Annotated in this window: 21 protein-coding genes and 1 tRNA gene; 14 read left to right on the top strand and 8 right to left on the bottom strand. The window is 53.2% G+C overall.

What is annotated here, in order from left to right; translation table 11 throughout:
* Entirely contained in the window at positions 1 to 918 is a 918-nt protein-coding gene (locus AC2FLJ_RS06225) for a haloalkane dehalogenase (RefSeq protein ID WP_496704859.1), read from the bottom strand.
* A gap of 305 nt (positions 919 to 1223) precedes the next feature.
* Here AC2FLJ_RS06225 and AC2FLJ_RS06230 point away from each other — a divergent pair.
* A tRNA-Gln gene (locus AC2FLJ_RS06230) sits at positions 1224 to 1298 on the top strand.
* A gap of 356 nt (positions 1299 to 1654) precedes the next feature.
* Here the strand turns inward: AC2FLJ_RS06230 and AC2FLJ_RS06235 are convergent.
* On the bottom strand, positions 1655 to 2302 hold the full coding sequence (locus tag AC2FLJ_RS06235; RefSeq protein WP_496704861.1) for a class I SAM-dependent methyltransferase: 648 nt from the start codon (positions 2300 to 2302) through the stop codon (positions 1655 to 1657).
* A gap of 84 nt (positions 2303 to 2386) precedes the next feature.
* Here AC2FLJ_RS06235 and AC2FLJ_RS06240 point away from each other — a divergent pair, with 84 nt between their 5' ends.
* From AC2FLJ_RS06240 to AC2FLJ_RS06260, 5 genes are all read left to right on the top strand, one after another.
* Entirely contained in the window at positions 2387 to 3298 is a 912-nt protein-coding gene (locus AC2FLJ_RS06240; RefSeq protein WP_496704956.1) for a LysR family transcriptional regulator, read from the top strand.
* A 16-nt stretch (positions 3299 to 3314) separates the two neighbouring features.
* Entirely contained in the window at positions 3315 to 3806 is a 492-nt protein-coding gene (locus tag AC2FLJ_RS06245) for a P-loop nucleotide/nucleoside kinase family protein (protein WP_282022344.1), read from the top strand.
* 664 nt (positions 3807 to 4470) lie between these two features.
* On the top strand, positions 4471 to 5109 hold the full coding sequence (locus tag AC2FLJ_RS06250) for a hypothetical protein (protein ID WP_282121389.1): 639 nt from the start codon (positions 4471 to 4473) through the stop codon (positions 5107 to 5109).
* Positions 5110 to 5293: 184 nt separating this feature from the next.
* A complete protein-coding gene (locus AC2FLJ_RS06255; protein WP_496696256.1) occupies positions 5294 to 5983 on the top strand; it encodes a hypothetical protein in 690 nt (229 codons plus the stop codon).
* A gap of 74 nt (positions 5984 to 6057) precedes the next feature.
* Complete coding sequence (locus AC2FLJ_RS06260) at positions 6058 to 6306, top strand: ParB N-terminal domain-containing protein (RefSeq protein WP_109310371.1); 249 nt, start codon at positions 6058 to 6060, stop codon at positions 6304 to 6306.
* Positions 6307 to 6574: 268 nt separating this feature from the next.
* Here the strand turns inward: AC2FLJ_RS06260 and AC2FLJ_RS06265 are convergent, their stop codons facing one another.
* Positions 6575 to 7465, bottom strand: coding sequence for an AraC family transcriptional regulator (locus AC2FLJ_RS06265; RefSeq protein WP_496704864.1), 891 nt, complete (start codon positions 7463 to 7465; stop codon positions 6575 to 6577).
* A 160-nt stretch (positions 7466 to 7625) separates the two neighbouring features.
* Between AC2FLJ_RS06265 and AC2FLJ_RS06270 the strand changes: the two genes are divergently transcribed.
* Positions 7626 to 8579, top strand: coding sequence for an SDR family oxidoreductase (locus tag AC2FLJ_RS06270; protein WP_282169977.1), 954 nt, complete (start codon positions 7626 to 7628; stop codon positions 8577 to 8579).
* A 197-nt stretch (positions 8580 to 8776) separates the two neighbouring features.
* Here AC2FLJ_RS06270 and AC2FLJ_RS06275 read toward each other — a convergent pair whose 3' ends face one another.
* Complete coding sequence (locus AC2FLJ_RS06275) at positions 8777 to 9544, bottom strand: DUF3658 domain-containing protein (protein WP_282169978.1); 768 nt, start codon at positions 9542 to 9544, stop codon at positions 8777 to 8779.
* Positions 9545 to 9750: 206 nt separating this feature from the next.
* Between AC2FLJ_RS06275 and AC2FLJ_RS06280 the strand changes: the two genes are divergently transcribed.
* The 4 genes from AC2FLJ_RS06280 (at position 9751) to AC2FLJ_RS06295 (ending at position 11969) form a co-directional block, all read left to right on the top strand.
* A complete protein-coding gene (locus tag AC2FLJ_RS06280; RefSeq protein ID WP_496704866.1) occupies positions 9751 to 10263 on the top strand; it encodes a DUF805 domain-containing protein in 513 nt (170 codons plus the stop codon).
* A gap of 80 nt (positions 10264 to 10343) precedes the next feature.
* On the top strand, positions 10344 to 11114 hold the full coding sequence (locus AC2FLJ_RS06285) for a hypothetical protein (RefSeq protein WP_496704868.1): 771 nt from the start codon (positions 10344 to 10346) through the stop codon (positions 11112 to 11114).
* A complete protein-coding gene (locus tag AC2FLJ_RS06290; protein ID WP_496704870.1) occupies positions 11114 to 11635 on the top strand; it encodes a hypothetical protein in 522 nt (173 codons plus the stop codon). The genes AC2FLJ_RS06285 and AC2FLJ_RS06290 overlap by 1 nt, the downstream gene beginning before the upstream one ends.
* A gap of 1 nt (position 11636) precedes the next feature.
* Positions 11637 to 11969: a hypothetical protein gene (locus AC2FLJ_RS06295; RefSeq protein WP_282169982.1), complete on the top strand. Its 333-nt coding sequence runs from the start codon at positions 11637 to 11639 to the stop codon at positions 11967 to 11969.
* A 559-nt stretch (positions 11970 to 12528) separates the two neighbouring features.
* Here the strand turns inward: AC2FLJ_RS06295 and AC2FLJ_RS06300 are convergent.
* Entirely contained in the window at positions 12529 to 13059 is a 531-nt protein-coding gene (locus tag AC2FLJ_RS06300; RefSeq protein ID WP_496704872.1) for a hypothetical protein, read from the bottom strand.
* Positions 13060 to 13787: 728 nt separating this feature from the next.
* Complete coding sequence (locus tag AC2FLJ_RS06305; RefSeq protein WP_496704874.1) at positions 13788 to 15206, bottom strand: MFS transporter; 1419 nt, start codon at positions 15204 to 15206, stop codon at positions 13788 to 13790.
* Positions 15207 to 15275: 69 nt separating this feature from the next.
* Between AC2FLJ_RS06305 and AC2FLJ_RS06310 the strand changes: the two genes are divergently transcribed.
* From AC2FLJ_RS06310 to AC2FLJ_RS06320, 3 genes are all read left to right on the top strand, one after another.
* Complete coding sequence (locus AC2FLJ_RS06310; protein WP_282120794.1) at positions 15276 to 15683, top strand: helix-turn-helix domain-containing protein; 408 nt, start codon at positions 15276 to 15278, stop codon at positions 15681 to 15683.
* A gap of 415 nt (positions 15684 to 16098) precedes the next feature.
* Positions 16099 to 17301: an Aq_097 family APC-type transporter gene (locus AC2FLJ_RS06315; RefSeq protein WP_496698435.1), complete on the top strand. Its 1203-nt coding sequence runs from the start codon at positions 16099 to 16101 to the stop codon at positions 17299 to 17301.
* Positions 17302 to 17591: 290 nt separating this feature from the next.
* Positions 17592 to 17957: a hypothetical protein gene (locus AC2FLJ_RS06320; RefSeq protein WP_282169987.1), complete on the top strand. Its 366-nt coding sequence runs from the start codon at positions 17592 to 17594 to the stop codon at positions 17955 to 17957.
* 204 nt (positions 17958 to 18161) lie between these two features.
* Here the strand turns inward: AC2FLJ_RS06320 and AC2FLJ_RS06325 are convergent, their stop codons facing one another.
* Together AC2FLJ_RS06325 and AC2FLJ_RS06330 are read right to left on the bottom strand one after the other, a co-directional pair.
* Entirely contained in the window at positions 18162 to 19949 is a 1788-nt protein-coding gene (locus AC2FLJ_RS06325; protein WP_496698434.1) for a DUF3604 domain-containing protein, read from the bottom strand.
* A 5-nt stretch (positions 19950 to 19954) separates the two neighbouring features.
* Entirely contained in the window at positions 19955 to 21865 is a 1911-nt protein-coding gene (locus AC2FLJ_RS06330; protein WP_496698433.1) for a DUF3604 domain-containing protein, read from the bottom strand.
* Positions 21866 to 21881: the final 16 nt, after the last annotated feature.

Genomic DNA, 21881 nt, shown 5'->3' on the forward strand with positions numbered 1-21881 from the left:
CTAGTCGGATAGGGGTGTGCGCGCGATGAAATCGCAGGTCAGCTTGACCAGTTCCGGACCAACGTCTTCTTGCAAGAAATGCCCCGCATTCGGCAAGATAACATGAGGCTGCCCTGCGGCCCCCGGGCACAGTTTCTGGAACACCGCATCAATCCCCGCCATGACCAGATCATCGGCCCCGAAAGCAGTGAGGACAGGTGTCTGAAGCCCTCGGATCACCTCCCAAGCCCGCCGGTTCGGACCCGAGGACGGATCAACAGGCGTCGCTGGCACTAGCATAGGAAACTGCCGTGCCCCGGCCTTGTAACTTTCATCTGGAAAAGGCGCATCATAGGCCGCGATAACGTCTTCGGACAGGGACGATACAGTTCCGCCTTTCAGAATTCCACCGGCCGGAAATACCGGAACCTCCTGGCTGAACCTGCGCCAGTTCTCAAACGCTGCGCCCATTGGCTGATCGCCAGTTGGCAGCGCCGTGTTGGCAATCACTATGCGCGCGAACCTCTCCGGCATCTCTGCCCATAACCGCAGCCCGATTAGCCCGCCCCAGTCCTGGCAAACCAGAGTGATGTTGCGCAGGTTTACCTTGCGCAGCCACTCACCCATCCAAGCCACGTGCCGCTCATAAGTGTAGTCGCTTCGTTCGGTTGGCTTGTCGGATCGCCCGAACCCAATCAGGTCTGGCGCAACCGCGCGATGTCCCTGCGCGACGAATCCCGCAATCATGTGACGGTAAAGGTAGGACCAGCTTGGCTCGCCATGCATCATCAGTATCGGATCGGCCTCGGCTGACCCTTCATCCACATAATGCACCCGCAACTGGCCGCCTTCTGTGTCATCCACCTGCGCGTAGTTCGGTGCAAACGGATAATCTGAGAGCCCGTCAAACCAGGTATCTGGCGTACGTAGAAACTTCATTCTCTTCCCTTTCAGAGTTTCCAACCCGAACGCCCTGCCACCAATGCGCGCATCCAGCCCATCGCGAAACATTAGATTTCAAAAACCGCACTGCAAGATCAGGCTCTATAGGCGACCCATTCCGCACAAACTCCGCGGCCATGGCAAACGACCAGATCACAGCAGGATTGAACACCTTTCCCAGGAAAACAAGCCACTCTCAGATCTTCGATTAGCGCCTTTAGATTTTTTTCAATCCGCACTCATTTTTTTGTCTGAAAGGTCTTGAACCCACCGATCAACAATCGTAGACAGCGCCTCACCGTTGGGGTGTAGCCAAGTGGTAAGGCAACTGTTTTTGGTACAGTGTACCGTAGGTTCGAATCCTACCACCCCAGCCATCTTTTCAAGATGCGAATTAACCATAAGCGTGCAAATTGCACTCGGTTCGTGCAAATTGTCCGTTGTCAGGGATTCGATACAAAGAGAATGCTCAAATTGAGCGATTAGTCAGTATCTGATGAAAACAAGTCTGCAAATTCGAAGGCATACTGCACTTGCGTTCGGCAGGTCGCGGCCCGAAGCGGACATTCATCGTCGGGCTTTGCAAACCCCGAAATGCGGACAAAACGGCCTTTCGCAACAACACTCTTAAGGTACAAGCAGACCGAGGTAACTCCGTTCCTTCCAGTATGAAAGTATCGTGCAAATTTACGCAAAGATCGTTTCAACGGATGCAGCTAAACGAACTAAAACTTCAAGATTTTTGCGCGACAATATAGCGGCTCTGGAGCATTGAGGCTTGATCAGAAGTATAATGCACGTCGAAGCCTGCGGACGCGATTTTCCTTTCAAGCACTGATCCAGACTCAAAATGCACAAACGGGGCTTTCCCAAGAGCCTGCATGACTGGGATAGCGATCCGACTGATCATCGCATACTTGAAACCACCGCTCTCAGGTGCGCAGACGGTTTTGGATATAAAAAGCCCACCGGGTTTTGTAAGCGCGGAAATGTGCTCGAGCGCTTGGTCCAAATCGGGCAGAAGATGAAGTAAATTATGCGCCAAGATCGCATCGTAAGAACCTTCATCTAAACCGTGCTCAAGAACTTCAGCCACCTTGAAAGTGACGTTCTCCAATCCTTCTTTAGCACGCTTCTCATCGGCAATCTTGATCATGCCCGGAGCGAGATCCGTGGCAGTGACATGGGCGACATGCGGTGCAAGCAGCAGCGCGGTTGAACCTGTCCCGCACCCGATTTCCAGTACGTTGTCCTCCGCTTTCAGGTAGGACTTCGTAAGCTCGAGTGTTTTCAGATACCCTTCCATGTTGCGGATTGGGTCTGCCGCGTACTTTTGCGAGATTTTGCTCCAGAACGCGGCATCCTTGGACAAAGCAGTCATTTCATTACTCTCAAAAAAGGTTGTTGCCGTATCCTTTACTTCCAAACAATCATTTATGGAATTGCCACAATTTGCAGAAGTGTTATGCATAAATGCATGAACTGGAAGGCAATCAATTTCGACTGGAACCAGGTACGGTCCTTTCTTGCGACAGCCGAAGAAGGCTCGTTTTCTGCAGCGGCACGCGTTCTTGAGCAAACTCAACCCACTGTTGGCCGTCAAGTTGCTGCGCTGGAAACGGCCCTTGGCATCACCCTGTTTGAAAGAGTCAGCAAGTCGCTTAATTTGACGACTGCTGGCGCCGAGCTTTTGTTGCATGTCAGAGAAATGGCGGATGTGGCGAACAGGATTTCTCTTACTGCGACAAGCCAGTCGCAAGCTGTTGAAGGGCAAGTCAGGATTACTGCGTCCGATGTGATGTCTGCTTATCAGCTGCCACCTATACTGAAAACGATCCGACTTGCGGCACCGCGACTAGAGATCGACATCGTTGCTGCAAATGACATACGAGACCTACAGCGACGTGAGGCTGATATCGCAATCCGACATGTGCGTCCAACTCAGCCGGATCTGACAGCAAAGCTTGTCGCCGAGGCCTCGGCCCATTTTTACGCAGCACCTTCGTACCTTGATCAGGTGGGACGGCCGAAAAATGAAAACGAACTTGCGAAATTGGACTTTGTCGGGTTTGGCGACATCGACACGATGATCGGTTTTCTCGATCCGGCGGGCATTAAAGTAACACGAAAGAGCTTCAGGATTGGCTCACAAAGCGGGATTGTATCCTGGCAACTGGTGCGCCAAGGTTTTGGCATAAGTGTAATGTCGGATGATGTGGCTGCCTTAACACCTGGTGTGGAGCGCGTGCTCCCCGACCGCGAGCCGTTTAAGTTCCCAATTTGGCTGGCGACACACTCCGAGTTACATACCGCACGAAGGATCAGGTTGGTGTTTGATCAACTGGCGGACCAACTTAGCTCAGGGACCATCAAGTAATCCGGGAGTTCGTTCTATGTCACAGGCTATTTCAACGCTTCACTTGCTATGCGGCAAAGTCGCTTCCGGAAAATCTACTCTGGCAGCGGAACTAGCGGAAAGAGACACAGTCGTGCTCATTTCGGAAGATGAATGGCTTAGCGCCCTGTTTGGCGACCAGATGAAGTCCCTGCAGGACTACGTGAATTGCGCTTTGAAACTGCGACCGGTCATGGGGCGTCACGTGGCTTCTTTGCTGAAGGCTGGCGTTTCAGTGGTTCTCGATTTTCCAGCTAACACAATTGAAAATAGAGCTTGGATGCGCGACTTGCTGAAAGACACTACTGCGCAGCACCACCTTCACTTTTTGGATTTGCCAGATGAGGTTTGTCTGCACCGGCTGCATAAGCGCAACAGAGAAGGCGCGCATGCCTTTGCACCAACAGAAGATCAATATCGCCGTATTGCGCGGCATTTCGTGCCACCATCACCCGAAGAAGGTTTTAACATCATAACTCACCGTCAGTAGCGGCGGCACCAAACATGTTTCGAGCACCTACTCTGCATCGACGGATGAACGACTGCTTTGGGCTCAGTTCGGACGTTCGCCCGAATGTCGCGAGCAACCGCAATGCGGACTTTTCGGACATCCGCTTTTTCGCTCCGGAAGGCCGCTGCCAGACCAAATCAGACATGGCTGCAAGGTTGCTAGACGACGATGGCTGACTTTCATATTAGGGCACCCAACGAACAGAGAGGGCGCTAAGCCGTCGCTCGCCACTTCTACAGCCTAGGCATCAATCTGCGCATGCTTTTGCGCATAAAGTGGACTTTGCGACAAAGGATACTTCCTTGACTCTATGCCTGATAGGAACCACAAGAATGTATTGGAGAAATTTATTCGTCGTCGCAATGCTGCCGACTTCGATGATCCAATGGCCTTCCTAAAATCTGTAGCATGTGCCCCAGCTTAGGAACGGGTTCCGCTAGGGTGTTCGGAACGAACTCGTTACTCGCAAACCTTTGCAATTGTTTCCTGATCTTTGTCAGACGACGAACGACACATGAAAGCAGGCGGTACATGAACAATATATGGCTCATCAACTGCGTGTCTGATGCCCGATAGGTCCGGCCCCAGACACCACACTAACCAGACTTCAATCATATATATGCGCGATATTTCGTGTTTGATCTTGACATTAATCGTGTTGATTTCGGGAACGAAGCTCTCAGCTCAGGTAGCGCCTGAAAACACATATTTGACAGGCAGTTCCTATGGACGTGGCTGGGAATGCAATCACGGATTCCAGCGTATTGGGGATATTTGTGAGGAAATAGCAATTCCTGAAAATGCCTTCCTCACGTCAACGGGAGATAGGTGGACCTGCAATCGATTGTTTCGACGTATTGGTGAAGAGTGTGAGGAAGTAATTGCACCGGAAAACGGGTTCGTTGATACCCGATTTGGTGTGCAAGAAATACATTGCAACTGGGGATTTCGCAAAGAGGGCCGGAACTGTATTGCTATCGAAGTCCCTCTGAACGGTCGCCTGACCGAAAAGAACAGCGTAGATGGTTGGGTATGCCTGAGAGGTTTCATTGCTTCAGAAAGTGGCTGCGAACCTGTGGCCATTCCTGATCACGCATACCTCACATCTGACACCTATACCGGATGGAAATGCGAGCGTGGTTTCCGCACAATCAAAGGCAAATGCATGGCAATCATCGTCCCATCAAACGCTCATATAAACCGACGAGGCGATAGTTGGGAATGCAATCAACCCTTCAATCGCCAGAACGACAAATGCGTTGAAAAATTGTCGCGACATTAGGCTGTTGTAAGCCGCCGCCCCCACGAAAGAGCCGGAAGGATCAAACTGTGACTCTAGATTCGATTGACGAAAAACTGGGCAAAAAGCTCAAAGCCGAAAGGGCTCGCCGCCTAACTTACGGAATCAAATTATTTATCGCGTCAGTGGTGCTCGTAGCGGCGGTTGTTGTGGTGGTGTTCCTCTGATGCGCAATAGAGCCCCTCAAGTCAGTCTTCAAAACGCAAAAGCGTCAGTTCTTGGTCGGGAACAGCGAGAATTTCAGGACCGAAGTGTTCGAAAATCGCGAAATGCTGACGTATCTGGAGTTATTGAAGAAGAGTTCGGAAGGTACTTAATAAAAGCGGGTATTTTGAGCGGCAACAGCGTTGCGCGGGCGTTCCCCAAGCCACCTGCCAAGACACAAGCCATGATTGCCGACGCTATTGGTGAGACTCCGGCAATGGCTATTGAGGCGTTGAAAGAAATTCTTGAAGAACGTGATAAGAAGCGCTGCGATCAACGTCGTTTGGAAGGAAATTCCGGCACGCTTGTTCCCAGCGAACGGGAATACACAGAAGCCTTGCGCCAAGTCAGGTTTACACCGGCTCAGATCACTATGCTCAGAGCACTCTCAATCGCTGGGAAGAAAGGCCTGACTGTTGGTCAACTATCTCAGGCTGCTGGTTACAAATCGCGCGAGACATCCATCAAGGCCTTCAAAAAAGCAGGGCTGTTGATCGCGGAGTATCTGGACCTCGATCTTCCCGAAGCCGTATCGGAACAGAATGATAGTGCTGCACAAATCGTGGCCCTCTCTCATATCGAAAGTGACGATAAGCCAGCGACTTGGATCATGCATGAGGAACTGCACTACGCCGTTCGTTCGGTACTTTGATGTACGTACCAGCGCGCGCTTTCAAAGGGAAACCCGAACGGGACCAAATGCACGAAAGGTTGCACGGGTAGCTTATGCTGGTGAAAAGACCATACCCGCTCGAATTGATCTACGTACCTGTAAAGCGTGCAAAAACACTTGATCAAAACAAAGTTCTGACGCTTGCCAAGGATATATTGAGGAACGGCCAGAGTACTCCGATCCAATTGCGCGCCGACAACAAGAGGTTCGTGCTGATCGAAGGTCTCCACCGATTGGAGGCCATTCGCGCCCTCGGTGGTGACACAATTGAAGCCTACCTAGTACGTGCCAGGCTGCACTGACAGTTCTTTGGAACCGGCAGCCTCCCGGCCCAAACCATCCGTGTGCGGTTGCAGCAATCCAAAGTCTACTGAACGGCGGCTAAGGGCTCAAAGTAGACATTCAGAGAATGTCCGCCCAATGTCTGCTGTGCGGACTTTTCTGCCGTTCGCACTGTTCAGCCCAACTGGCGCTTTCGGCCCAAACCGGTCGCTCAACTATGGACTAGATTGCTGTAGTCGCAGCCCGCTTTCCGGACATTCGCTGCAAGCCTGCAGTGACAGGCGCCCCTCAGTTCAATCGTTGAGGCACCTGCGTCGCGTTGCTCCATTGCCGGGGCGACTGGCCGTACATCCGCTTAAATTCGCGGCTGAATTGAGAGGAGCTTTGATACCCCACATCCCATGCCGCCTCCGACACGGTCTTTCCTTCCGCAATCTTCATCGCAGCGTTGTTCAGCCGCATCGATTTGACAAACTGGATCGGAGACATTGTCGTGGCTTCCTTGAAGCGCCGATGGAAGACCGCGCGGCTCATACCAACGTGGTCGGCCATGTCGTCAATGGTGACCTGTTCGTTCAAGCGGGTTGAAAGGTAGTCGATTGTTCGCGCGATTTCGTTGCCGACGCCATAGGCCCGTCTTGCCGCCGCCCCAGCTTCGCCCATGAGAACCGCGTAATACAACTCGCGCAGTCGCCCATGTCCGAGCACCTCCAGGTCAACCGGATTGTCGAGCAACTCGAGAAGCCGCCACAGTGCCTGCGTGAAACCGACATCCCAGGACGCTAGTTCCAAAGCCGAAGGCGCATTCCCTTGCGGCTGTCTACGTCCTCCAGTGGCGGCCTCGATCTCCATCGTAAGCTCTCGCATCATGCGTCGATCTAATGTGATCATGACTCCCAGTAGCGGGTCCCTTTCAGAAGCTCGTGGTGCGCCTGCTTCGACCGGCAAAGTCATGGGGCAAAGCAGGTATTTGTCGCTTCCGTACACGTAATGCTGTCCGTCCAGTACGGCTTCCTTGGCGCCACTGAGAATGGCCACGACCGTGGGCTCATAGACGGCAGGAACACAAGGCACCGCCTCGGTCACCCGGAAAAGCTGGACGCCCCTTAGTGCGGTATCAACAAGGCCTGCATCTGGCAGACGGCGCTCGACAAGGTTTTTGATCTGGTCTTTGCTCATGCACTAAAGCTGGCAGGGAACTTTCTTCTTTGCAACGGGGTTGAGACGATTGGGCAAATAATCGAGAGGATATCGCCTGTATCTGTACCCAGTCAGATTCTATCTGTGCGTTCAAGCAATAACACCACAACCGCCGGCCAAGGCTGGAAGGAGATAGAATATGGCAGATACGACATTCGGACCTAAAGGTTGGACACCCGAGCGCCTCGGCGACCAGTCGGGCAGAACCTACATCATCACCGGTGCAAACGCTGGCGCAGGCTTTCAGGCCGCGCGCATCCTTCTCAAGAAAAACGCCAAGGTGGTCATGCTGAACCGCTCTACCGAGAAATCAGAGGCGGCAATCGCGGACCTGAAACAGGAATTCGGCGCGAAAGCAGATGTGAGCTTCATCCGCATGGACCTGTCCGTTTTGGATAACGTGCGCGAGGCTTCCGAAGAAGTTCTGAAGACGGTGCCTCGGATCGACGCGCTGATCAACAATGCGGCCATCGCTCAGGTGCCGACGCGCAAGCTGACCGTCGACGGGTTCGAAAGCCAGCTTGGCACCAACCACTACGGACATTTTCTGCTCAATGGTCTGCTCTTTGACCGCATCGCGGAATGCAAGGGCCGGATCGTGGTCGTTGCGAGCCTCGGCTACAACATGGGTCTCAAAACAATCAAGTTCGATGACATGAACTGGGGTGAGGGCTACGGCGCAAACGCCGCATATTCGCAGAGCAAGCTGGCGCAGATGATGTTCGCCTACGAACTGCAGGACCGTCTGGCCGCGGCGCGGCGCACCTATGTTGAGGTCTACGTTTGCCATCCCGGCTCATCGGCGACGTCTCTGATCACAACAAGCGGCAGCCGCACAATGCGTTTCATCTGGTGGCTGATGACCAAGACGCCGATGGTCCAGACCGCAGAACAAGGCTCATACCCTGAGGTCATGTGTGCCACCGAAGAGGCTCTGAGCGCGCAGCGCGCCCTTTATGGACCGACGGGCCGTCTGGAAGCGGTCGGCCCGGTCGGCAAAGGCACACTGAACGCGCATGCCCATGACAAGGCTGTTATGTCGCGTCTCTGGGAGGTGTCCGAAAAAGCAGTTGGGTTCGAGTGGAACCTCTGATCCCATTGCCACCGGAACCGGCAAAGCAAATGCAGATCGGTTCAGCCTAAAGGACGCGGAAATATGATCGCAGCGCGCAGTAAGGGTCGCTTTTTGAAAGACGGCCCTAGGCTCCAAAGAATGCTCAATTCCCCCTAACTCCAGTCAATTAGCCTCCGCCTCTTTGAACGTAAGTATTGCTGTAACGTTCGGCAACGTTATCTACGTCGCACGTCAAAGTCTCGCAGGCTTGTTTGAGGGCCAGATGCCTCAATCATACCTTGCATGATCAGATGCTGAAGCCTCCCAGATAAGAACACATCACCCAACAAGTTGTGTTCGTCGCATCGCCCCATGGCCGTACCGACAACGCGCGCAGCAGGTGTCCAGTTTGTTGCACAGCATGATAAAAGTAGACTGTCATAGAGATTGTCGGAAACATCGACGATCTTGCCTGCTTCCCATATACGCAGTGTAGCACCACTGTCTCGCAGGCGCAGAAAATCAGAAGAAAGCGTTGCTCTTGTGACCGGGTCTACCGCTTCGCGTTGATCAAAAAGGCTCGCCAGTAAAGCCGGAGTTTGCGGACCTATATACGGCAGTGACTTTAAGCCAGTCGTTCCAACTCGGGTCACCGAACCTTTGAAAAGGCGCAGGCCATGACATGCCATCTCCAAAAACGTCCGCTCTGATGCATTCTCACCCGCCCATATGCAAACTTCCGGCGTGAGATCCTGCGTCAAATGGGCCGAGATCCGGTCGAAATCGACTAGTGACGGAAAGGGATCGTCAGGCAACTGGCCATAGTTTTGGAAAAGCTCTCTGAAATATGCCGCCCGCGATTGTTTGTCGTTCAAAGGCCCGTGGCTCAGATCATCATCGAACACATCCACGTGCCCTGTCAGGCCGTAAGTTGCAACTGCCGCGCGTAGACAACCTCCGGCACTTCCTCCCAAAACCAGATGTAGATATGCGGGCTGTGACATTGGTTACCTTTGGCTTAAGAGCGCGATTTGGGTTGTCAGGGGACACGTCCCGGCTTGGGGGCACGCAGCTTGAAGTAAATCATTTTCCGCGCAGTTTCCCAGTCTGAATTTTTCCACTTGCACATGAAACTTGCACTGCCGCTGTTTTTCGTAAGCCTTTCAAGATGTAAATATAGGACTGCCAGAGCAAAACGAGGGGTTTTACAATGGGTTTCACGCAATCGGTCATGACCTGCCTGTCCAAATATGTCGTGTTTTCGGGCCGCGCGCAGAGATCAGAATATTGGTGGTTTGTTCTGTTCGTCGTCCTGGTCAGCGTTGGGTTGGCGGTACTCAGTTCGGTCCTTTTTGGCACTGATCCGGAAACAGAAGAGGGATCGAACTTGTTGAACTCCGTTTTCCAACTGGCGATGTTGCTTCCGATGCTCGCCGCGGGGTGGCGTCGATTACATGATACAGGTCGTCCTGGATGGTATCTTCTCCTTCCAATGGCCTTCAGTATCGCAACGATGTTCATGCTGCTGACCGGGGTTGCAGTTTTTTCAGCGCTCGAAACTGGCGTTGAAGACCCTGAGACTTTGAGAGAACCAGCAGCCTTTCTCGGTGCAACCGGTTTGATGGTCATATACGCGATTCAACTTGTCCTTTCTCTCTTGATGATCTGGTGGCTTTCGCGACCCTCACAGGAAGGAACGAATGAATATGGCGCACCGTCATAGCATTACATGACCACTCACTGGCACCTCAATGCTGGAGAACCATTATTGCCTCCTCGTACGAGGAACTTTGGGAGTTAAAAATGAAAAACACTTTCTGGTCTGCGTGTCTGATGTGTTGTCTGTCGGCGGCCCCTGCACTGGCCGAATGGGGCTTCAGCGGCAGCCCGTTGCCAAATGCATTTATTCAGACAAACAACATGACGCTGGAGTTGCAGTGCGACAGGATCAGGTTCGCCCCGGCCGGGTATGAGGATTCGCAGGATATCGTACGAAAGAACGGCCTTTCTTTTCGTTTTCTGATAAACGGATCGCAAGAAGTTGCTGCTTTTCAGATGGGACGCGAAAACTCGTTCGTCCAGATCGTCGACAACTATCCTGTCGAGATCCAGTTCAGCGACGAGGCGGATTATGCGTTCGTCCTCGACCAGATTGCCGCAAACGCCACCCTGAACCTGTCGATGGTAGATCAAGACGTCAGCTACGGCATTTTTGATCTTAAGGGATCAGGTACAGCCATCCAGTCACTCCGGGCCGAATGTCGGGCATTGGACCAAACCTCCGCGCCTATGGAGGCACCAGAAGGCGTGGTCTATTGCGGCGGCGGTGGGGTCAAACGGCAAATCGAGTTCGTGATCCTCGATGATGCCAATGATGAGTGGGACGCGCGCGTCACCGTGAACGGCGAAACCCAGCGGGCAATGACCTCATACAGCTATTTCGGCAACTCCGAATTGGTCAAGGACTTCGTTGTTGCCCTACTGGCGGAGGATCGGGCCGAATTTCTGATCTTCCGGAACCAGAGGAAAAACTGGCTGGAGTTCGGCGATTATCGGTACGACCAATGCAACTGATGCCGAGATCGAGCGCCGAATCCAGCCTTGTTTCGATTGTCAGGATGCATTTCTGCGCGTTGCTTGCGACGGCTTTAACATTGCCGCAGCCTGCCAGTGCTTCAGAGATATCTGAGCTCCCGGCGCAGCTTCAAGAAAAGATCAATCAGGCGCAACAAGCCTGCTCTGACTTTGAGAACGGTGAATTTGCATTGGAATGGGGCGCTATTGTGCGCGTGGATCTGGACGGAGATCTGAAAACTGACTGGGTGTTGAACGAGGTGTTCTTTGCCTGCTCGTCGGCCGCGTCCCTGTATTGCGGAACTGGCGGATGCATGTCGCACTTCCTTGTGGGTGATGTCATTAGCTCTATCCTCAACCAAGGTTGGGATGTCGTAGATCTTGGTCCCAACCGTGTTCTTCTCACCGATGTTCACGGGTCGCAATGCGGCGGGATCAATCCAACCCCATGTGTCACTGCAAGCGCCTGGGACGCAGAAGATGGCATTTGGCGTAGCACAGCCGCGGAATGGGAGAAGTAGAATGGCAACAACTATTCACTTGAAGCAGCTATTGGCATCCTTCTTTATCTTGCCAGCGACGCTTTTACTCACTGGATGTATTGAGGCGCCGGTTGAGGTTGCGGTCAGCGAACCGGACCCCGATCTCGTCTTTGTTCGCGGCTACCGCAGCCCGTCGGATGAATGCCAACTTGTCGGCGAAAGCGCATTCACCGTAGACTTTCTTGATGATGCCGCCGATCTTGTAGCGTGTCCGACGGGCAGCTCAGCAATGCAAACGCTTATGGCTGAGACGGGATCACGCATAGTCACCCAGACGAACAGCTTCTCGTTCTTCAGCTTGCCCTACCGCTGAACCTGTAAATTCAGGACGGACTCCCAATTCTGGAAAGTGGGCCTGTCACACGTCAGGTAGAGTGAAGACCTGTCTTTGCCACGATGCTGGCGTCAGCCAAGTGATCCAGCCTACGGCATCCGCAGAGCGGACCTTGGTGCAAACCGCAGCGAATGGCCGCAATCCGCCGTTACTGCCAAAATGTGTATGCCGCAGCATCTGTCACAGAGGCCTCAGTGCAGTCATTCGCTGCAACTTGCTTGAACGACTGCTTTGCGGAAAATTTTTACTGAAGCGGGAAATGCGTCTTCTTGCTTCAGCCCGTACAAGTGTTGCTAAGAACGCTTTTCTACTAGGTGCGCGATACCCGAAGCCAGTAGTCGTCTCGCCTCGTAGAGTTCACGCTGGCCAGACATCAGGTTTGGAGGCAGAGCACCTATCTTTTCAGAATGCTTGATCGATATCTCTAACCTATCAGCCGCTTCGATTGCTTCTTTTAGTGCAGCCTTGATGGCGGTCCTATCAGAAATGGGCAGGCGAGTTCCAGCCATTCCTCCGCTGTCTGTCCATGACCCTCTCTTCATTTTTGTTCCTCGCTCAGGCGGCCCCATTTTGGTAGCAGTGACTTATCAATTGCGGCGGTCGTTCTATCCGTACGTCGCATTTCCTCGACCTCTGCACGGAGTGCGGACAGTTCTTCAAGCCCTTTGAGCTGGGCATGACGACCCAAGACATCCTGAAGAAGCCTTGCCTGTTGCAAGCTGATTTCGCCCCGCGATGCTGCATTTGTGGTCCGCTCTGAAGCGACAAGGATATCTTCAATTGAGCTCAATTTGTTCCTGTCAGCCAATTGAACGAAGTCAGAGCGTGCAGGAGGCCGAACCCGATCAACGAGCCATTGGGCTACGGTTGGATTGCCGTTATCAAGCTCGTCGGAAATTACGTCAGTGGCGCGCCCGAGCATCTCTTCAAGCCGTTCTCCCGCAAGCCGTGCTGCGCGTGCTTTAATGCCATTTGCACCCCGCGGTCGGCCGGTTGACTTTGGCGGTTTGTGCCCGGGCAGGAACTTGCCATCCGGGCCGCGTTTAGCTTGTTGCTCGTCATGGGGCATAGAACCGTCAATCTCGTCATTTATACGTCAATATTACTGACATAATAGCTTAACTTTGCGTTCTTGTCACTGTCTTGGGATTGACCCGTGGGTTACGGAGTTCGAGAGCGAGGTGATCCGCTCCTTCGAGTGAAAAACCAAATCGGCTGTTGCATTCCCACAAAGAAATCAAGACGTGAGGATGCCTCCAAGGCCATCTGGCATCACATGCTCAACGCTCAATTCCTTAGTTACAAGACATGCAACACACCTAGGATGCTCCCACTCAATTCTCAATTTCCATTCCTCAGTGTTGAACGCACGTTGGCCAAGTTGTCTGGATGAAGGAGATAGCACCGCGCGACAGCAAGGTTTTGGACTGCCAAATTGGTTTCATTAGCCCAATTGACAGCAGTTGAAGTCAGGAGAATTCAGTAATATGTGGGGTTCTATGTGGGGGTGAGATGTCCCAACTGGTGGAAAACGCAGCGTTTTCAATGAGGGTATGGTGGCCCTAGGCTCCACCAAACTCTAACAACACAACTAGATGCAAGCATTCGAGCGGTGTGACACACAGGTGTGACACAAAATGAAGCAGCATGCGTATCTCTCACTGTCCAGACACGGCACTTATTACTCCCGTTGGCCCCTAACCATTGCCGTTTCAAAGCCCGTTCTCATCAAAGAGTGTGATTTCCGGTTTTGCCACAATCGCCCCACAGTTAGCGGCCCCGCTTTCCTCAACCATCTCACTCAGCTGGGTTAGGTGCCTCGCGGGCGTGCCGAACTTGGCCGAAAATCGCCAATCCCATGGCGATCAGGGCCAAACATGCAGTGGCCGTAAAGGTCATCGAAAAAGCATGTGCAATATCCGCAACCGGAGCGTTCGCAGTATCTCCCGTCCCGACTATGGCAACAAACAGTGTGGATATAGCAGAAGCACCCGTCATCAGACCCAAATTCCGCGAGAGCCCGAGGAGGCCAGAGAGTCGGCCACGCTGTTCCCTGGCAGCGTGGATCAGAACTGCTGTGTTGTTGGCGGCGAGAAAAAGTTGAAAGCCAGGCGTCAGCATGATGAGTGAGATCAAATAGCCGCCGACTCCGAAGTATCGCGGCAGGTATGCCAAGCACAGCAGACCAAGCGTGGTTTGCACAAGGCCGATGATCATCGCGCGATCTGCGCCAACCCGATCTGTTACCCAACCGGCCGGAACACCGAAAAGCGCGGCGACCAATGGCCCCACCGCCAAAACCAAACCAATGGCTGCATCGTTCAACCCCAGAGAAAAAGCTAGATAGAACGGACCAACAACCAAAGTTGACATCATGATTGCACTGACCAGCAGGTTCATCAAAAGCCCGATACTTGTTCTCTGGTCGCGGAGCAATTTCATGGGCACCAGTGGAGAGGCCACACGGGCTTCGACCATCCCAAACACGACGATTGCGATCAAAACAGTGAAAATAAGCACGCCCGGAGACAACGGAATGCTTGATGCCCCACCGCTGGTTGCCACCGCGTAGGCTGAGAGAGCTATCACCAACACAAAGGTTCCCGGAAAATCCAACTTTCGGAAAGATACGGTCCTCCGTTCGCAATCGCGCGTGATAGAGGCGACAGACAGACAAAGCGTGACACTGGCGAACCCGGCAAGAAACCAGAATGCCATGCGCCAGTTGCCCATAGCAAGTAGCACACCACCCAGCGAGGGGCCCAATGCAGTCCCGGCAGCGGAAGTCGTCCCGAGCAACCCCATCGCTGTGCCCAACCTCTCTGTCGGGACGAGATCACGTGCGATAGACATCGGAAGCGCGATCAGGATCGCTCCGCCAAGCCCCTGCAACGCACGTCCAGCGATCAACAAGCTGAGGCTCGGAGCCGTCGCGCTTAATACTGACGCTGCTATAAAAACGATGAGACCTAAAACCAGCAAGCGACGATGGCCGAATAGATCGCCAAGCCGTCCGGCCGATACAACGGCGATGGTCACTGATGTGAGATAAGCCAGCATGACCCATTGCACCTCCGACACTGTCGCGGAGAAGCTGTGTGCCAGTGTCGGAAGCAGTACCGCCGCTATACTGATTCCCAATGAGGCGGTCAGTGTCGCCGCAGCGAGGGCAATCAGGATGGGAGTGGGATTTTGTGCCTGTATCGCATCGGTCATCGTAAATTCTCTTGTCTCGTGTACCAGTGAGAAGTTACTCTGCCACTTCAAGTCAACTTGAGGTCAACCATGAAACTTCTTGATATCGGTGTCTTGTCTAAAAGGAGCGGCGTCCCGCCCTCAACACTGCGCTATTATGAGGAAATTGGACTGATCCAGTCGGCTGCAAGGAATGGCCTGCGGCGGCAGTTTGAGACCTTGGCGTTGACGCAACTCGCCTTGATCTCTTTAGGAAAAATGGCAGGATTCTCGCTTACTGAGATCAGGGGCATGTTCGCCAAAGATGGAACACCGAAATTACCTCGCCCCGAATTACACCTCCGGGCAGATACTCTCGACGAACAAATCCGTGGCCTGACCCGGCTTCGGGATGCGCTCCGTCATGTGGCAGATTGCCCGGCAGAGACCCATATGGACTGCCCGAAGTTCAAACGCCTCATGGAGTTTGCGTCGCGCTCCGCCGCTGCTCGAAAGTGATAGGAGCGCCAGCGAAGGCTGCCTGCAACCCGCCAAGCAACAGGAAGGTCTTTTGCTGCGATCTGACGAATGGGATAGCTTTGCACGGACCTATCATGCGGTGGTGAGACATATGATTTGATCCTGAACTAATATCCGGCGTTTGGTTTCGGCCCAAAGCGGACCTTCATATTGATCGCAAGTGCTGCGGTGCGGCTTCGCCAAACCACTTACTCGGTGCACGCCCGAGTGTCGCATCCCTATGGATGGCAGCAACACGCAACGGAGCCTGTCAGGAAATTTTCTCAACAACAGCAAAATAATCAATGCTTAGATTAAACATAGGGAAAGGGCCGAAACACAGTTAGAAGTAGTTAAATCGGATAGAATTTCTCAAGAGGCGAAGAACACGCCCGAACCGGATAGGTCTGTTGATTTGATACCGACAATTACCTTTGTGGCCATTGGAGCAGTCGTTCTTTTAGGATTACTGTTCGCTCCGTTTTCACAAACCGCGATTTGGCGCGCCACAGTTACCCCACTCGCCTCAATCATCGGGAGTGGTTTTCTGGTTTCCGCCCCTCTGCTTGCCCGGGAGTTCGGGGGCTTTGCTGCGCTTGCGATGGCGCTGTTAATTCTGGTGGCAATGCTGATTGGATGGACAATTCGCTACAACATCAGAGTTGTCGAACCACAATTGGCAGCTGACAAGGATCATGTTCTGCATTCGATTGAGCAACTCAGTCATATTGTTCTCGCATTTGCCTACTTCATTTCCGTTTCCTATTATCTTGCCCTTCTCGGGCACTTTGTCCTACAGGGCGCAAATATCGACCGGCCAGAGTTAGCAAAACCCATCGCGATAAGTCTTTTGATAGCAATTGGGCTATTAGGTTGGAGCGGTGGAGCGCAAAAAGTTGCCCGCGTTGAACGCTATGCGACAGCTTTAAATCTATCAGTGATAGCTGGTTTTCTTGCGGCTCTTGCGGTTTTTGCATTCGGGAAGATCGTCGGGCCAGGCGACTTTCTGTCAGCTGCTGGCAAATTCGAGCTTAAGTCACTTCCTGTTCTTCTCGGGTTGCTGATTGTTGTGCAGGGATTTGAAACGACAAGGTTCATGGGCGAGGAATTTGATGCGCAGACCAGAATTAAGGCGATGTGGAATGCGCAGTTGCTCTCCGGGGTTATTTACATTGTCTTCTTCATACTCCTTTCGCCGCTGCTGATAGATCTGTCTCAGGGAGAGGGAGTTGCTGCTGTTATATCTGTCTCGGCTTTGGTCGCGGGCATACTGCCGATTTCTTTGACAATTGCTGCGACAGCCAGCCAATTTAGCGCATCTGTTGCAGACAGTATTGGGGATGCCGGCCTGATCGGCGAGATCACTCATGATCGCGTAAACCCCAGCCACGCCTATGGTTTAATTGCGCTGGTTGGAATCGGCATTCTGTGGTCGACTGATGTTGACCAGGTGATTGCCTTGGCAAGCCGTGCCTTTGCCTTGTTTTATGCCCTTCAATGCCTGGTCGCATTTGAAGCTGCACGTAAGCGTATGGGTGACGAGAAAAAAGCCGCTGCCTTTTTGGCGCTAAGTGTTGTTTCCGGAGCGGTTTTTATTATTGGGGTTCCCGCTGGTTGAATAGGATTGCACCAAGGAATGGAAAACCGAACGCTTTCAACACTCGGTTATGTCCGAACGAAGCCGACTTCGCCTCCTCGCTTAGATCAACTGAAGTGGCGTTAATGGTTCGCAGACCCTGGAAATTTGACCCGATAGCGCCCAGAACACCAATTGAGGTGACGGCTATGTGCAGAACGCCTAACCTATGAAAGAAATTGTTCTTGTTTCCAGTTTCTTGGGGTCAATTCAGAAACAGATTTCAAAAAGCGCCATGTTCTATTGAGGAAAACGCAATAAAGGAGAGGGAAATGACCACTGAAGACCAACTTTGGGCAACAGAAGAGCGGCTGTGGTTAAACGGTTTCGATTCCGCACATTCTGAAATATCTGAAGATGCCGTGATGATCTTCCCGTACCCAGCGAAAATTCAACGCGGTACGACTGGTGCGCAAGGTACGGCAGGATGGCGGACGGTTCGAATGAGCGACCGACATTTCAATCAAAAAGGTGAGATTGCTGTTCTCGCATATCGGGTTTCAGCCGAGCGTCCTGACGCTCCGATTTACCATGCGCTATGTGCGTCGACCTATTTGAACGATGCAGGTATTTGGAAGCTCGTGTCACATCAGCAAACACCAGTCGACGATGAGGCGCCAGCGCAGCCCGAGCTTTGATAGATTGATACTAAGGATATTGTTCCGGCCGTCACACTGGGCCTGCAGTTGATCTCGGACGCAACGCGGGAAGAAACCGTTAGTTGCGAGCTACATGCGTTACCGGTAAGGGCTACCGCACTTCTTCAGGATTTGGACCCGGCGTCGCTTTCCGCATGTTGTACGGCTTGAAAACGCAACTGTTGCCCAAGTTGAATTCTCTGATTATCCGGTGGGTGAATACCAGATCGGCGAGCCCCAGGCGCGTTCCTGAATCGTAGCGGGGACTTCTTCCAACAAAGGAAGGCCAGAACGAACGGCATCATACGTCGACCACCTAGGCGTCGGAATCTCGATAGCACGTGCGTAATAGAACGCGCCTTGCTCTGGGTCGAAACCGGGGTCAGTCCAACTGCCCATCAATGTTGGGGCGCCAATGTCGTTCGTATACAGTGCAGTTTTCAGATCGACAGTATTGCCCACCGAAGGAAGTTTGCCATCTGCGGCGATCTCGCGATCGCCGGACCAGGCCACGTCAATGATCTCTTCGTGGATCTCGCCCGTTGCGTCGACCCAGCCCTTGATGATTTGGATGCGATCCAGATTGGCGCCGTCCGGGTCTTTTTGCGCATATACGGTGAAAGTGGGCGCTTTGTCTCCAATCAAATCACCACCCATCGGTACGCCGTTTTCATAGCCATCTTCCACCATCGCAACGGGGTCGGTCGGATTGCCCGCAAGGTCCGCACCACCGAACATCCGCACTTTGACCCGAGGCCCGGATGTAGCGAAAGTTTCACGCCGTTTCATCGCGTCCCAAATCGAAGATCGGGTGTTTTCCTCGGCCCAGACACCAGCAAGTGAACCAATCGAAAGGTCGATCCCGTCGATCCAACCGCCAACCCCGCCCTTGCGACGTCGATCAACACTGCCATCTTCGGGACCGTGACCGCCGATAAAGTCATCTTCGGCCACATCTGACGTCAGGCCGTTATGGCTGTCAGTGCCGCCGATGAACCCATATTTGTAGGGATTTACGCCCAACTCCTGTTGGGCCGCCAGTCCCAGTTTTAACCCTTCGCGCACAAAGTCGCGCTTGTGGAAATACCGGTTTGAGTTTTTCTGGATGGAATTTGCGTTTTCGAAACCGGCGAACTCATCCGCCTGCCAGAATGCTTCGTGTACCTCAGAATTACCCTTGATCTGCATCATTTCGATTAGCGGCTCCCAAACCTGCCGAGTGCTGGCCCAGTCCTTGTCTGGAGCTTCGCCAAAACTGTTGAGTTCGGGAAACATCTGCTGCTTTGACGCGTTCGAATTATGCGGGATCGCCAAAAGGGTTGATCCATTGTCTTGTGCGTTTTGCAGCCAGTCCCAGAGGTCTTCGACCTTGTTGGAATCATAGCTGGACATCGGAAGGTCCGGGACCACGCTATCGCGGAAAATCACGTTGCGATGCATGTTGCCACCGTTCGGCGCTGCGGACCATTCAAAGGCAATCAAGGCGGTAAAACTGCCCGGATCATTGTGTTCCTCGGCGGCATCGATGATGATCTGCCAACCGGATTTGGTGGTCTCAGGCCCCTGATAGAAAGGTGGGTGGGTAGGATTTTCACCGCGATTGTTGGCGATGACGTACTTGTAGAACCAATCCTGTTTGTCTTTCAGCGTTTCCAAGCTGCGTAGTTGTTGCAGATCTTCCTGCTCGTATCCTGGTGCCTCGGGGAATATCGTCGAATACATCTCGCCCAGATATTCCACGTGATCGCTGACCGCTGCAAAGTCGAGCGGGCGCGACAATTGTTTGTGACGTCCATTTACCAAGACCGGTTCGCCCTTGGCAAAGCGCAGGCTGTCAGACGGCATCAATCGTGCACCACCTATATATGCATCCAGCGACAGTGCCGTATGCATATGGGTCTCGCCAAAGTATGCGTTACGCATTGGGTTGGGTTCCGCCAACGCCATAGTCGAAAGCGCCAAGGTGGATGTCGCAATAATAAGTGTTTTCATCGGCTTCATCCTTCAGGTGTGTACCAAATCGGCGAGGTGTAGGCGCGCTCTTGCGTGATCATCTTGACCTCATCGAGCATGTCGACATCAAAGCGAACTGCATCATAGGCGGTCCAGCGTGGCGTCGGGATTTCGATAACACGAGCATAGTAGAATGCGTGCTGCGAGGGTTCGAACTCCGGATCAGTCCACACGGTACCCAGTTCGGCCCGGCCAATATCATTGGTCCAGCTTGGGATGCTCAGATCGACGGTATTTCCGACGGCTGGTAATTTACCGTCATCACCGGGCGTGCGATCACCGGCCCAAACCACGTCATGGATTTTTTCATGGATCTCGCCGTTTGTATCAACCCAGCCCTTGATAATCTGGATGCGGTCCAGGTTAGCGCCAATCGGATCACGCAGGGCGTAAACAAGGAAAGACGGTGCATCGCTTCCCGCCAGATCACCACCCATCGGGACACCTTTTGAATAGCCGATCCGTGCCAACTCGCGGTGTCTGATGTCGTCGGCCACGAAGTCTCCGCCGAAGAACCGCACTGTGATGCGTGGGCCCGTGGTCGCATAGACCTCGCGCCGTTCCATCGCGTCAAAGATACCCGCCCGGGTGTTTTCAGTGGCCCAGACGGCCGTCGGACCCGGAGTGGCATATTGCCAACCCTTATAGGAAATTCCCAAATCCGCATTCCCTTTGGCCACCGAGGTGGCGCGGGTTTTTGACGGCTCCATCCAAGTGAATGCGCCAAAGAAGTTGTTGTCGAGCTGCGTGGTCAGCCCGGTGTGGATATCCGAACCACCCACAAAGCCCAGCTTGAAGGGGTTGATCCCATCGGATTGATCAAAAGCCAGACCATTTTTTAGCGTATTGCGCACCATTTCCGTGGCGAGCATCTCAGGCGTTTTGGCTTCGGAGACATCCAGATTGGCCCAATCCCACCGTTCGTATTCTGCAAACTCATCTGTCGGGGACAGCATCGGATGGGTTTCGCTGTCTCCTTTAGTCTGGCCAATTTCAACCAGTTTTTCCCATTGCTGCCGGGTTTGCAGATACTCTCGGTCAAAAGGCGCGTTGTTGTTCAACGTGTCATTCAGCGCAAACATGATGCCGTTGCTGAGGTTCGGATTGTGCGGAATAGCAAGCACGTCCCCTCCGGTCTTGTCCTCATAGCTTTGCATCCATTTCCACAAATCGCGGGGATCCGGGCTGCCCATTGGAGGCGCCATCAGGAATGGAACCACTTGCAACGCCCTCTCAGGTCCATCGCGAAAGATGACATTGCGATGCAGGTTGTTGCCTTCGGTCAACGAGGTCCATTCATAAGCGATCATCGCAGTAAAGACATGCGGGTCGTTGAATTCTTCTGCGGCCTGTACCAGATCGCGCCAGGTATTGTCATAGCCTGGCATCCCGGGTTGATACAGCAACGCCTGGCTCAACGTGCCCTGACTGAATTGCGCGATCAGGTCGATGCTGGCCTGTTTGGCCTCGTCACCGCCCTTTGCGAACGCTTCGTGAAACTTCTTGCCCTGTGTGTCCGCCATGATATTTGGCGCACCTTTTTTGATGTCAGTAATCACCCCCATGCCATCGGTGTGTTCAGTCAGCATGTAAAAGTCGAAAGGACGCTCAAGCTTGACGGGTTGCCCGGTGTTCGACGTCACCTGCTCGCCCCGGGCGAACCGGTACATATCTCGCGGCATCAAAGTCGTGCCGCCCCCACCTGCGTCCGCCGACAATGCCGAATGGACATGCGTATCACCGAACAGGACCCTGGTCGGAAATCCCCGGTTGGCATTGGGAGAATAAGGCTGCCCCTTGAGGTCACCAGCCGCGTTGTCAGCCGAGGCCGTATCCTGCGCCAGCGCGGGTAACGTAAGTGACACCGCAAGTGCAGTTGCCAGAGTCAAATGCATGGTCATCTCAAACCCT

This window comes from Ruegeria sp. CDSA034 (genome assembly GCF_059612275.1).